Raw genomic sequence first — 12,767 nt, forward strand, 5'->3', positions numbered from 1 at the left:
TCCCGGCGAAGCGGGCGGGCAGGTGCGGCATGGGGCGTCTCTGGCGAGGGACACCACCAGCCTATCCATCAAGCCCGCTTCGTCACCCAGCGCGTTCCACGGCCGGTCGAAATGGCCAAAGTCGAGCTTAGAGTCCCGCCGGTTGAACACCCACTCGCCGATATAGACCTTGTTGGTCAGGATGGTGTGGATCGAGGCGACACCGAAGCGTGCTCCCGAGCGTGTGCGGTACCCCTTTGCGTTCAGCCATGAAACCAGCTTCTTGATCCCGAGTGGTCCGGACGTGCCGTCCCCGTGCAGGTAGAGCCGGAAGATCAGCCGCACCGTCTCGGCCTCGACCGGATCGATAACGAGCCGCTTCTTGATCCGATTGCCGCGGCGCTCGACTTCCTTGGTCAGGTAGCCGAGCGGCGGCCGGGCGCCGTTGCAGAAACCCTGCTCGGCATTCTCCTTCATCGCGCGCAGGACATGCTTGGCGTTCTCACGGCTCTGGTACTCGTCGAACAGGGCGATCACCTGCCTCATCATCACCTGAGCGGGATCGTCGCCGAGTTCCTGCGTGGCCGAGACCAGCCGCACCCCAACCTTGGCGAGCCGGCGAAGGTACATCTCTAGGCCGAAGGCATCGCGGAAGAAGCGGCTGTAGGAGTGGACGACGATCACTTCGAAGGGGTGGTCACCATCGCAGGCCCGCTCGATCATCTTCTGGAATGCGGGCCGGTTGTCGTCGGTGGCCGAGGCTCCAGGCTCGACGTACTCGGCGATCATCGACCAGCCCTTGTCGGCACAGAAGGATGAGACCCTCTTCCTCTGATCGGGAATGGAAAGGTCCGACTCTGCCTGTCGTCCGGTCGAGACTCTCAAGTAAGCGACCGCCCTCAACGGCCCGTTATGAGGCTGTACGACCCGAGATTTTGGAACATGCATCGTCATGGGAGTACTCTCTTACGCTTCACGGAGTCTGATTCGTACGCAGCGTGGTCTCAAGAGGATGGCGGCCCGCATCCTGTGATTTTCCCAGCGCGACTGACGCGCGACGGCCGGCTTTGCTCTGACCCGACGAGATCGTATCGTCATAAGGTATCTCGCGGTGCTGTGCTGACCTCGATCGCGTCATCGTAGCTCTGGTCGGTGAGGAACATCGCGCCATGGCGAGCCTGCCGCTATCTCCTCGGCAACGTGCTCCTGCGGATGCAGCCTGCAGCCGGGAAGGAGCGTATGGTTGCGAAAGGCGCGACTGGTGGCATGAGTCGCTTCATGGAACAGCGCATCGACCAGCGGCGTCAGGCTGGCGTGTACCGCGCCATCGATCCAGATCGGGGACGTTGAGGGGGGCATTATGCCCGAGGACGGTCGCCAAGCTGCGTCGCCGCGGATCGGCACCATTTCGACAGCGAGCCAAGCCATGAGGCCGCGCATCGAGCGGATGTCAGCCGTCTCGATCGCGTCGAGCGCCCGAGCGATGTCATGTGCGCATCTTGCGCAAGATTTCGTCGAGACGCGCGCCGAGATAGGTCTCCAGAACATCGAGTTCCCGTTGGCTGATTGACGACAGATCGAGATGGTCGATGACCACCCTGAGCCCGTCGCGCTTGCCCCGAGCCGGCCGCTTCCGCTTGACGATTGAGGTAGGGGATGTACGGGCGGGCTCAGCCATCGAGGGTGAGCCCATTGCTGCGACGGCGGTCGCGCGTCGGCAGGCGGGCGTCCGCGCCTCTCTGCTCGATGGCGGGAACGTCCGTCTTGGGTATGCCCCCGACGGATCGAGGCTGGTCGATCGGTTCCCGGCTCGCACCGATCGCGGCGGGATGATCGAGCGTCGAGGCCTTCTCCCCCGAGCGAGCGAGAAGCCGCGCGAGCGCGATCCGGCGCTCGTCGGGTTCGACCGGGCGGCCCCGCTCGTTCAGAGACCGGCCTTGACGAACCGCGGCGTCGAGACTGACGTGGTCCACGAACAGCCGGGTCATCTCGCGTGCCCGGCTCGCAGCGACGAAGGCATGGTGCCTATCGAGCCCGGCATCGACCCAGACCAGCGCTTCGTCGGTGGTCAGCCCCTGAGCCCCGAAGCAGGTCGTGGCATAAGCGTGCCCGAGCCGCACGCGGCCTCGATGGTCGGCCAGCTCGGAAGGCGCGAAGCCGACCTCACGGTCACCGATCCTGGCCGTCAGGCGCAGCCCGCCTCCGCCGGAACCATCGTGCCGCTCGATCCCGGTGAGAACGGCCTCCGTTCCGTTGATCGCGTCGATCGCGTCCACGCGGGCGAGGAAGCGGATACGATCGCCGACGGCCAAGCCGAGCTGGTGCTCGTGGCCTGAGGCGGTGACTGCACTCAGGCTCGCGCCATCCTCGGTTGCAAGACGGCCCTCGCCCCGCAGGACTTCGCGCACAGCCGCGTTCAGTGCCAGCACCTGACGGTTGGTCCGCGCGATCAGCAGCGGTTCCGCCGTGGTTCGGGTCGAATCGCGCGCCGAGGCCCAGGCGGTGATCATCGCCGTGACGGTAGCGCGGGGCCCGGCACACGCGCTGAGGACGCCGTGACGATCGAACAGCGCCAGGGCTTCTTCGGCACGCCCTGCGCCGAGATGCGTCACCGCCTCACGTGCCCAGCCGTGACGCTGACGCACGATGGTGTCGACCCGCTGCGTCCCGATCGCGTCGGCGACGATACGAAGGCCAGGGCCACCGATCGGCTGCAGCTGCTTGCGGTCGCCGACGAGACGCAACGCCACCTGCTCACCCCGAGCCCGGGCGCACTCGACCTCCTGCAGTATCCGATGCAGCTGCCGGCTGCCGGTGAGGCCGGCCTCGTCGATCAGCAGCAGGGTCTTGTCCTGCAGGAACGGCCGCCCCTGATCCGCGCCCGCCAGCCAGCTGTCGATGGCCCGCGCCTCGATCGCGAGGTCGTCGCGCAGAGCGTGGGCGACCTTCCAGGCGCTCGCCGCGCCGATGATACGCCAACCGGTCTCCCGCCAAGCCTGCGCCACCGGCGCGAGTAGCGTCGTCTTGCCGACCCCCGGCGCGCCTTCGATGATGCCGAGAACCGTAGCGGCTGCGGCGAACCGTGCGGCATGCGCCTGTTCCGGGTTGAGGTCGGCGAGGCGCACGAGTTCCGCGACCCGCGCCGCGGCCGGAGAGTTGTCCACGCTGCATGCGGCGAGGTCGACCGCGGCGGCCTGCAGACCGCGCTCGATGCCGATCATCTCCCGTGTCGAGTAGACCGGGTGCGGCCAGCGCGCGTCACACCCCAGTGCTACGACTTCGCCGGCCGCGACCAGCCGGTCGACCTCAGCCGCGGCGCGCTCGGCCCCGGTACCGGTGCCGACGAGAGCCGATGCGACCGCGGCGACCAGATGCCGGTGTTCGAACAGGCTCTGCGTCTGGGTGAGCGCGCTCGGGATCGCCTCGACCCGTGCGCGGATCAGGGCCTCCCGTTCGTCATGCGACAGAACAGTCACTTTCCGCCCCTGGTCGACGGCCGCGCGCAGCACCGCCTCCGGTGCGAACCCGCGCGCCGCGGCGCGCTCGCGCCAGAAGACGTGACGATCCTCGCCCGCGTGGGTCGCCGGCTCCTTGGCCCGGCGGGAGGCTCGTGCCTTGGCGGCGGCGAGCGCGGGCGCTTCGGCGCTGCTGCCGATTCCGGCCTGCGCGAGTTCGTCCTCGATCTCGTTGCGACGGGCCGAGAAGTACGCGCACAGGCCACGGTCGACGCCAGCGACCTCGAACAGGCCGTTCGAGCCGGCGGGCTCGATAGCAAGGCCGATCCTCTGCAGGCCGCGGGCTAACTCGGCGTGGTAGACCGCACCGGCCGCCATCTTCCAAGCGAACAGGGCCTTGCCGTCGAGGGCACCGAAACTGCCGTCGGCCCGCTGCGCCAGCGACAGCACACAGGCGTGATGATGCAACGCCATGTCGGAGAAGGTCAGGCGGTCATCATGCTCGGCCGGACGCGCCTCGCCGTGCTGGAACAGTGCCGCCGTGAGTTTGACCCGCTCGCGGATCAGGCCACCCTTGCCGCGGCGGCAAAACGCGGCGTTCTGGTCGAGCAGGTCGAGCGCGGCGGCGACCGCCGCCACCTGCGCCGCCTCCACCGCGATCCGCATCTCCGGGTCGCCGAGGGTCCAGAGCAGAGACACGGATTTGGGCGCACTGAAGGTGACGTCGTAGCCGCCGACCCGCTCGGCCCGGCCATCGCGGTGGCTGAGCAGCGGACGACCCTGCTCGTCCCGAGCGGCATGCAGGCGCTCGAACGGTGCGCGCTCGACCTGTGTACCGGCCTCTAAGCCGAGACCGGGACCTACGCTGAGCCATCGTCCGGCCGGCTCGCGACCGCCGAGATAGTACTCGACCTGAGCAAGATAGTAGCGAGGGGATGTTCCTGCCGCGATCGACGCAACCATAGCTGCCTCCAGATTTGGAAGCAGTTCAGTAGGCGTGCCTCGGGCGGCCCAATTGCATTGCTAGAAAAGCTATCGCGTGGCGACGGCTCGCCAGAATATAAGCTGCAATGCAATTCCAGGCAGGTAATCCGATGCTCGGTCTGCTCCGTCCACGGACACGTGTCCGCGGCACCGACCAGGAGCAGACCATGCCAGCCAAACCTTCGCAGTCCGCCCGGCCGACCGGCGACACCGGTTCTCATCCACCGCCCGCCTCTATCGCCCCTCGCCCCCAGTTCGTCACGGTGGCCAGCGGCAAAGGCGGCGTCGGCAAGTCCACGCTGGCGACCCTGATCGCCGATCTCTGGACGCTGGCCGGACGGCCCTACCGCCCCTTCCAGGTCGACGATCAGCGCCGGCTCGGGGCGATGCTCGGGGCCCGCGTCGCCACCATCGTGCCGGACTACGAGGCCGCGATGCGGGCGCCTCGGGCACTGACCGGCCCGTTCGCACCGCTCTACGATGCCTGCGCCGAGGCGCCGCGGACCGAGGCCTGCGTCCTGCTCGATGTCGGTGCCAACCGGGTCGAGCTGACGGCGCTCTGGGCGCGCAAGGCCGAGTTGCAGGAGGATTTGGCCGCCTGGGGCATGTCCGCCGTCGTTCTGGTGCCCGCACCGATCGAGAGCGAGGCGCTGCGGCAGGCGGCGGCGACGATTCGGGCCTTTGTGCAGGCGCTGCCGCAGGCGAGCATCGTCTTCGTCGAGAACCAGCGCGACGGACGCCTATCAGAACTCAAGCCACGCTCGGACGCCGCCCTCGTCTGGCGCTCGGAACTCGCGCCGCTCCTCGACGGCCCGAGCCGTCACCATCTCGTCATGCCGCTGATCGAGGCGGATGCCTGGAGCGCCTACGAGAACCACGCGCTGCGCTTCATCAAGGCCATGAGCCTCGCGCCGGTCGAGGCCGCCGCGCTGCTCGGCGAGGAGGTGTCCGAGGCCAAGATCATGCGCTCGGCGGTCACCGCCTTCGTGCGCACGATGCGGGCGGAGCTCGCGCCCCTCTTGCCGGGCATCGTCGCCCCCGGAGAGGCGTGATGCCCGCCGACCTCGGCCGCAGCCGCCCTGAGGAAGCCCTGGGACCGCCGACGCACGCTCTCGGTTCGGGCCTGCCGCGATCGGGATCCGCGCGGCAGGCCGTCGAGGAGGCGATCCTCGACGAAGGGCGGGCCGCCCGCCTCGCCCTGGCGCGGCGAACAGCACGGGAAGCACTGACGGATCCCGGAGCGATCAGTGCGAGGCGGCTCAGCCGCCTCGGACCCGACGGCCTCGCCCGATTCATCAGGGAACTGCGGCACGAGGCGCCGACGGCGGTCGGGCAGAAACCGATCGGGAGTGGAGAGCGCTCGGCCAGGGCGAGACCGGTCGCGTCCCGGCCACGGCGGCCCGCGAAGCCGGCTGTCGCCAGGATCGAGGGCTGGTGGTGCGCGTGTCGGGAGGATGCTCCCGGCTTCGAGGTCCGGGCACGGCGCTGGGGCTACGCCACCGGCGCGTTGCTGGCGGCCGTCTGTGTTGCGCTGCTCCGCCTGAGCAACTTCTGAACCCCGACGAGACGACCGAAACCGAACGCGGACGCCCTCCAGGACGCCCGCGGCCGTCCCTCCCTGTCCAGGAACGAACGATGTCCGCATTCCTCCAACCGCATCTCGGCACAGCACCGCGCCGCTCATTAGCACCGTCCGTAAAGACGGCGCTCCTCGCCATGACTGTGATCACGGTCGCGGCGATGCCTGTGCTGACGGTGCTGGCGCTGCCCTTCACCGATCCCAGTGACGGCGCCTACCGGATCCCGCTTCGCCAGTTTCCAGCCTACCTCGACTATCCCTGGGTCGAACTCAGCATGCAGCGCCGGGCCGGTCTCGCTCTACTCTGTGCGCTCGCCGGAGGGCTGGTCGCTGGCTTCCTCGCGCACCGGAACACGCCGCTGAGCGATTGCGGGGTCATGCAACCCCATGCCGACGAGCCCCGACATTACCGCGACGAGGATGCCGCGCGGATGCTGACCGGGCGGCTGCGGGGCATTTACGGGGCCACGTCCAAGATGGGCCTCTGGCTCGCACCAGGCGTGCGGCTGCCGCGCGAGGCGGAGGGTCTGGGTCTGCTGGTCGTCGGTGACAAGGGCTCAGGCAAGTCGAACATCCTGCGGGCTCTGGCCAGCCAGGCCATGGCCCGCGGAGACCAGGTCCTCCTGCATTGCGTCAAGGGCGACGTCGCTCAGTCCTTCGATCGCGAGGAAACGGCGCTGATCGGCGCGCATCACGCAGAAGGCTGGGCCTGGGACGCGGCCGCCGACCTCGTCGGCGACGCGGCCTACATGGATCTGGCCGCCGCCGTCATTCCGATGTCGGAAGGCGGTGCATTCTGGGCGCAGAGCGCGCGTGCAGTGTTCGTCGATGTCCTGCACGACCTTGCCGCCGAGCACGAAGGCCGCTGGACATTCCTAGACCTGTTCGAGCGTCTGCTCGACGAGCCCGAGGCGATCCGCGCCAGGGTCGCCCGCCTCGACCTCTCCGCCAGCCCACTGCTCGGTCAAGGCGAGGACGGGATCGGTAACACCACCTTCGGCGTGATGGCGACGCTGTGGTCCGGTGCCCTCGCCGGTATACGTCCGCTCGCTCTGGCCTGGGCCAACACGCCGCGGGAGCGGCGCTTCTCGGTCCGGCGCTGGTTGCGAGGCCAAGGACCGCGCACGGTCGTCCTGCAGACAACGTCCGAGTACGAAGTGTTGTCGAGCTTGGTCTCGACGACCGTGCTCGGCCGGGTCGTGGTCGGGATCAGCGATCCGAGCCTGCCGGTCGATCCGCAACGCCGTGTGACCCTGGTGCTCGACGAGTTCGCAGCTCTCGGCCGGATCCCGCGCATAGAGACCGCCCTGGCCCTGGGACGGGAGAAGGGCCTCGTAGTATCTGCAGCGGTTCAGAGCCTCGCCCAGCTTCCGGTCGTCTATGGCGCCGAGCAGGGACAGGTCGTGCAGGACTTGTTCCGACTGCGGATCTTCTCGGCTCTCGCCACGGGTGCCTCAGCGGAGCGGGCGGAGGCGCTGATCGGACGACGGACGCTCGTCTGGCACGAGCGCAACGATGACCCCGACCGCAAGGCTGCCTATCGGACCCTGCGCGGTGAGCGGCCGCTCCTGTCAACGACGGCGCTGACGCGCGATCTCGGCGTTCGTCTGAACGGTACCGACCCGGAGGACCCGACGCACAAGTGCTTACGCGCCGCGATCACCGGGCTCGGCGACGTCTACGAACTCGATTGGCCGCTGACGGTCTGGCCGAAGAAGCGGGAGGGCTACGTTGCCGCGCGCTGGCTGACCGCGCCACGCAAGGCTGGTCATGGTGTCAGGGCCGCGCAAGCCTAGCCGCGCGACACGACGCGGCGCGACGCCAACCTCGAACAGAAAAGGCCGCGGATGGAAGCGTTCCCACCCGCGGCCCTTCTCACGTGGCCATCAGATCATCGGCCGCGTTGTTCAAGCACGGCAGCCAGGACCGCCACGGTCACGCGGGCCACCTCGTCTTTCGGCCGCGTTGTTCAAGCACGGCAGCCAGGACCGCCACGGCCACGCGGGCCGCCTCGAGTTTCGGCCGCGTTGTTCAAGCACGGCGGCCAGGACCGCGACGGCCACGCGGGCCGCCTCGACCTTCGGCAGCAACGCCTGGACCTGAGCGTCGCTCAGTCTATTGAGGCCGTCGCCGATCGGCAGGGCGCCGAGGGCGTCCTGGCAGGTTCTGACTGCGAAGCGGTGAGACTCGACCGCTTCGAGCCCACTGAGGGCTCGGAGCCTGCCGACGAGGTCGTCTCCGACCGCCTTGACCTTCATGTCCAGGTCCATGTCGTATCCCGGCATGCGCTTGCACTCCTTCCGTATGGGTCGAGCCGTCCCGGGCTTGGGAGCGGCTCGCGCGGGCTGCTCGGCCCAGCGCCCGCCCTGGATACGACTGCTTGGTCCCGACGAATTGCAGTGCAGCAGAAGACCCCGGAAGAGCGCGCCCGTCAGTCGACGTACAATCCGCGAGGGGAGATCACTCGTGCCTGATCCCGAAGCTCGGATCCGTTCTCGATCGGCAACAGCAGTGCCGGACCGAACACCGTTACGTGTCGGTTTGGGAGATCGACGTTCGCACCGGGCAATCGTTGCCCTTGGCCGCTCAAGGCGTACGAGACGCTGAACGGCACCGACCGTTCGACGACGCGCAGGGCCGCCTCTCGGAGGACGGTCCAGCCGGCCCCTCCGATCAGCGAGTCGAGAACGGCGAAGGGGGACCATGCGACCCGGTGGTCGAAGAGGTCCAGGAATTCGGGCGACGGGCGCTCGAAGATGCCGAGGATGTCCGCCGCGGTCGCGGGATCGAGATCAGCGTGGCAGCCTCGACGCAGTTCGCCCACCCAGCGGGCAAGCCGCTCGATTCGCAAAACTTCGGTCGTTGAGTTGTGGCTCGGGACCGGAGCGGTGCCACCATAGAAGCCGATCAGAGTTCGCTCCGCAAGCGTCGGCTCCCAGTGCTCGATTTGCAGGCGGACAAGGGCAGGATCGATGTCGTGCGCGCCTTCAATCTTCAGGCTCAGATTGAGATCCTCATGATCGCGAACGCGCCGATCGTCGTCGTACTGATCGCGGGAGGCGGCGAACCGGCGCCGCACCGCTTCAGCGGCGAGCCGCAACATCATGACGTTCTGGCACATGAACAGGGCGAGAGCCGGCAGGTCGAAGCCGTCGACATCGTTGTCGAGGCAGTCCGTCAACTCGCGACGGATCTGCGCTCTCATCTTCTCCTGGCTCAGCCCGTACCAGCGGACACGCACCTCGCGCCCCTTCGTGACCGCCGTCGCGGGCGTGGCCGCAACCGCGGGGAAGATGACTTGGCTACGCTTGAAATCATTGCAGCCGAGCCAGAGGTCGCCCTGTCGCGTCAGGGGGATCCCGAGCTTATCCTCTCCGTTCCTCGGCAGGCAGCCGCAGACGGGCTGGAGAATTTCGGCCGGATCGCGCCGCAGCCACGCCGGGAGAGCGCCTGCCGGTCTGATGTCCTGAATAGCCCTCAGAGTCGCATTCAGTTTTGCGGCAAGGCCGTAGAAAGCATCGTAGTTCAGATTCAGCGTCCGGTTCTTCTCGGGCGATCCGACCGGACGCGGCGGACGCGGAATGCCGGATGAAAGCCCGACGGGCGCTCGGCCATAGCCATGGCGCAGGAAAGCGCGTTCGGCCTCTGGCGTCAGGAACGGCGACCAACTCGCCATGTTCTCCCCGGTCAGTGGCTCGAACCGGAACACGCGATGGCGTGGCGCGAGCTCTGCGGAGACTTTCTCTTCGATCCGATCGAAGTCGAGAAACTCTCGCCGTTGTGGATCGAAGTAAATAATGCATTCCAGGCTGCTGCGAGCCGGCGTAACGACCAGCTGATCGTCGATCAGGTCGTGTTGCTCCCAAAACCGCAGACCATTTGGATCGTCGTTGAGCGTCGTATCACTGCGAAATGCCACAGGGCTGCCCTTTTACGAAGGAAAAGTCGTTACGCGGTTGTCTACCGGAGGCGGGCCCGAACCGAGGCGAGTTCGGTATCGGTCGGCTCCGGATCCGTCGTCCGGTCGGATTTCTCCGGGCGTCGCTTACCCGAAGGTTCGACGTCTCCGGCAATGGTCGGCTCAGAAGGCGCCATCGCGAACCGTTCGACGAAGCCCACGCTCGGGAGGTGCCTCGTTGCCCGAACCTTGGCCTCAGTCCTCTCGACAGGTGCCGGTTGAACGCGAAGGCAATGACGAGCAGCCCGCGAATAGCTCGCGCGGAGTTGATCGGCCGAGATGGCACTTCCATCCGGGCGGCGTGCCCCTGCCTCGGCGACAAGCCTCGCGAGGCTTGACCAGCGTAGCCGCGCCGCGCGCGCCTCGCTGAGCAGCGGCAGGTGACGCGCGACCACGACATCGAGCGCGATCGGCTCTCCTGCCAGGTTCAGGTCGGAGGCAAGCCGTGCCAAACCCGATCGAAGGTGGTCCGTGTCCATGCCCGAGGATCTAAAACGCAGCTGTTGCGATCCTCTCACGGAAAACGGAGCAATTCGAAGCATTCCGAAACCGTTCGAAACGCTGCAAAATGCTTCAGAAAGATTCAAAGTCCATGCACACCTGTGCACCTGCGATGCGAGGACCGGTGTCTCTGACATGTCCGCTATCGGGATGCCGTCATAGGCCGCCGAATGGCCGGAATGGGCGCAGAGCCGAACGACTGCTTTGGCGCGGGTCGGCGATCAGGCATGGCGTAGTCTGGCCGAAAGCAGCGCGTCTGCTTTTGGCGACAAAGGTGGCGAAGCGGACACAAAACTTTCCCTCGCCAGGCTCGCCGTGTCGGGCACGCTTCGGCTGCTAGGCAGCTCGGATCGGTGCCTGACGGAGGTGGGCGATGAGGACTATTTCCCGCGCGAGCCGGCTCGCGACTGATGCCGCGCACACTTACTGAACTGCCGGGGCGGCTTGGCCCTTCCGGTCAGATCATCGCCCCCGCATTCATCAATCCTTGCGGATCAATGGCCTGCTTTAGAGCGCCGAGTAGGGCCAGGCGGGTCGGATCGCCGTAGCGGGCTAGCAAGTCGCGCTTGAACCGGCCGATGCCGTATTCGGCGCTGAAGCTCCCGCCGAGGTCGATCGCCACCGCGTAGACCGCATGAGCGACGCCCTCCTCGATTTCTCGCGTGAAGGCGATCCGGTCGCGGCCGGGCGGCACCATCAAATTGAAGTGAATGTTGCCATCGCCGACATGGCCATAGAACGACAGAGGCGTGCCCGGAGCATGCGCCTCCACGACCGCGCCGGCCCGGATCAGGAAGGCGGAGACCGCCGAAGTCGGCACAGCTATGTCGAGCTTGACCGATCCACCCGCATGCTTCTCCGCCTCGGGGATGGTCTCGCGGATCGTCCACATCTCGCGCCGCTGCCGCTCTGACTGGGCGAGCACAGCATCCTCGACATGACCAGCCTCGATCAGCGCTTCCAGAGTGCCCAAAAGGATATCGTCGAGCGGGATGCGCTCCGAGGACGCGGAGAGTTCCAGCAGCACCGCGCCGCCGGGCCCAGCCGCGAGCCCGAGTTCGGCGCCGCGCATGTCGGCGACGAGCCCCAACGATGAGGCCGAAATGAGCTCGAAGGTGGAGGCGAGGTCTGCGGTCTCCCGTCGGACCAGAGCGGCGATCTCCGGGATAGGTGCGCCTGCCGTGAGTTGCACCCAAGCCGTGGCACGCCGTGTCTGCGCGGGCCAGAGCTTGAGCACCACCCCAGTCACGATGCCGAGCGTACCCTCGGCGCCAATGAAGAGCTGCTTCAGATCATAGCCGATGTTGTTCTTGCGTAAGGTTCGCATGTCGGAGAACAGCGATCCGTCCGGTAGCACGACCTCCAAGCCGAGCACGAGGTCCCGGGTCATGCCGTAGCGTAGCACCTGCAGTCCCCCGGCATTGGTGCCGACGTTGCCGCCGAGACGGCAACTGCCCTCGGCACCAAGGCTCAGCGGCAGCAGACAGCCGCTTGCCTCCGCAGCCGCCTGCGCGTCGGCGAGGATCGTGCCGGCGTCGCAGGCAAGAGTGAAGCCCGTCGCGTCGACGGATCGGATCCGGTTCATCCGCTCCAGCGTCACGACGAGCTGCCTGCGGCCGGGCTCCGGCGTGGCACCCCCGACGTAGCTGGTGTTGCCGCCCTGGGGCACAAGTCCAAAGCCAAGGCGCGCTGCGAGGCGGACGATCTCCTGAACCTCCTCAGTCGAGCGCGGGCGCAGAACGCCAGGCGTCTGCCCCTGCATCAACGCGCGCTGATCGTGGGTGTAGCGCGTCAAGCTGGCGGCATCGGTGATGAGACCGCCCTCTCCTAGGAACTCATGGAAGGCGGACAGATCGGGGGATGGCGAAGACAACATCCGGGTTGGCACGGCTCGTGGCAGGAGATGTATAGGTTCGTGGCTGACGCCGTCACACCGGCGCTGCAGGGGCAGCTACTCTATCCGGGCGCCCCGACGCGGCAAGAGCAGCCCTACGCTTCGCCATCAATCCGCCCGATACGCCGTGACGGCCTCGGTAACGTGGACCAAGCGGAACGTCCGGTCCTGCGCGCACTGGCGATTCGGCGCGACCGAGGCTGGCCGTAAGCGGAACGGCCGCTTCGGAGAATGCCGGCCGGAAAAGCGGACAGCCTCCTATCGACCCTTTGCAGGCTTTCGGAATGTCTTGTGTGGATGGCTCCCGCATTGCAAGCGGCGAATTGAGCTTCTGACGCGTTGGTCGGGTGCAGTCTTGTGTCCGGCCTGTTGATGCAGTCGTTCATGTGACCGCTGGCCCTGATGGTATCCGCGAGC

10 protein-coding genes are annotated in these 12,767 nt (G+C 67.2%); 3 read left to right on the forward strand and 7 right to left on the reverse strand.

Going from position 1 to position 12,767, the window contains the following annotated elements:
- The 3 genes from FV242_RS29165 to mobF form a co-directional block, all read right to left on the reverse strand.
- On the reverse strand, positions 1–933 hold a 933-nt coding region (locus FV242_RS29165), incomplete at its 3' end, for a recombinase family protein (RefSeq protein WP_306440334.1).
- Positions 934–1,465: 532 nt separating this feature from the next.
- Entirely contained in the window at positions 1,466–1,657 is a 192-nt protein-coding gene (locus FV242_RS29170) for a hypothetical protein (RefSeq protein ID WP_147941352.1), read from the reverse strand.
- Complete coding sequence (mobF, locus tag FV242_RS29175) at positions 1,650–4,397, reverse strand: MobF family relaxase (RefSeq protein WP_147941353.1); 2,748 nt, start codon at positions 4,395–4,397, stop codon at positions 1,650–1,652. Before mobF ends, FV242_RS29170 begins: the two co-directional genes overlap by 8 nt.
- A 188-nt stretch (positions 4,398–4,585) precedes the next feature.
- Here mobF and FV242_RS29180 point away from each other — a divergent pair, with 188 nt between their 5' ends.
- The 3 genes from FV242_RS29180 to FV242_RS29190 all read left to right on the forward strand — a co-directional run bounded on the left by FV242_RS29180 (position 4,586) and on the right by FV242_RS29190 (position 7,793).
- Positions 4,586–5,470 (forward strand): hypothetical protein, encoded by an 885-nt coding sequence (locus FV242_RS29180; RefSeq protein ID WP_147941354.1) that lies wholly within the window; start codon positions 4,586–4,588, stop codon positions 5,468–5,470.
- On the forward strand, positions 5,470–5,973 hold the full coding sequence (locus tag FV242_RS29185; protein WP_147941355.1) for a hypothetical protein: 504 nt from the start codon (positions 5,470–5,472) through the stop codon (positions 5,971–5,973). Before FV242_RS29180 ends, FV242_RS29185 begins: the two co-directional genes overlap by 1 nt.
- An 80-nt stretch (positions 5,974–6,053) precedes the next feature.
- Positions 6,054–7,793: a type IV secretion system DNA-binding domain-containing protein gene (locus FV242_RS29190; RefSeq protein WP_147941356.1), complete on the forward strand. Its 1,740-nt coding sequence runs from the start codon at positions 6,054–6,056 to the stop codon at positions 7,791–7,793.
- A gap of 111 nt (positions 7,794–7,904) precedes the next feature.
- Here FV242_RS29190 and FV242_RS29195 read toward each other — a convergent pair whose 3' ends face one another.
- From FV242_RS29195 to FV242_RS29210, 4 genes are all read right to left on the reverse strand, one after another.
- On the reverse strand, positions 7,905–8,282 hold the full coding sequence (locus FV242_RS29195) for a hypothetical protein (protein WP_147941357.1): 378 nt from the start codon (positions 8,280–8,282) through the stop codon (positions 7,905–7,907).
- 146 nt (positions 8,283–8,428) lie between these two features.
- Positions 8,429–9,916: a hypothetical protein gene (locus FV242_RS29200; protein ID WP_147941358.1), complete on the reverse strand. Its 1,488-nt coding sequence runs from the start codon at positions 9,914–9,916 to the stop codon at positions 8,429–8,431.
- 41 nt (positions 9,917–9,957) lie between these two features.
- The gene (locus FV242_RS34885; RefSeq protein WP_187278609.1) at positions 9,958–10,434 is read right to left on the reverse strand and encodes a hypothetical protein; all 477 of its coding nucleotides are present in this window, start codon (positions 10,432–10,434) and stop codon (positions 9,958–9,960) included.
- Between the two features lie 479 nt (positions 10,435–10,913).
- Complete coding sequence (locus FV242_RS29210) at positions 10,914–12,251, reverse strand: FAD-binding oxidoreductase (RefSeq protein ID WP_246692941.1); 1,338 nt, start codon at positions 12,249–12,251, stop codon at positions 10,914–10,916.
- Positions 12,252–12,767 lie beyond the last annotated feature (516 nt).

It is taken from the genome of Methylobacterium sp. WL64 (genome assembly GCF_008039945.1).
In the GTDB taxonomy this organism is placed as follows: domain Bacteria; phylum Pseudomonadota; class Alphaproteobacteria; order Rhizobiales; family Beijerinckiaceae; genus Methylobacterium.

Excerpts from the sequence above, each read along its gene's own strand:
- FV242_RS29185 (WP_147941355.1), top strand. The coding sequence starts at position 5,470 with ATGCCCGCCGACCTCGGCCGCAGCCGCCCTGAGGAAGCCCTGGGACCG.
- FV242_RS34885 (WP_187278609.1), bottom strand. The coding sequence starts at position 10,434 with ATGGACACGGACCACCTTCGATCGGGTTTGGCACGGCTTGCCTCCGAC.
- FV242_RS29180 (WP_147941354.1), top strand. The coding sequence starts at position 4,586 with ATGCCAGCCAAACCTTCGCAGTCCGCCCGGCCGACCGGCGACACCGGT.
- FV242_RS29190 (WP_147941356.1), top strand. The coding sequence starts at position 6,054 with ATGTCCGCATTCCTCCAACCGCATCTCGGCACAGCACCGCGCCGCTCA.
- mobF (WP_147941353.1), bottom strand. The coding sequence starts at position 4,397 with ATGGTTGCGTCGATCGCGGCAGGAACATCCCCTCGCTACTATCTTGCT.
- FV242_RS29170 (WP_147941352.1), bottom strand. The coding sequence starts at position 1,657 with ATGGCTGAGCCCGCCCGTACATCCCCTACCTCAATCGTCAAGCGGAAG.
- FV242_RS29195 (WP_147941357.1), bottom strand. The coding sequence starts at position 8,282 with ATGCCGGGATACGACATGGACCTGGACATGAAGGTCAAGGCGGTCGGA.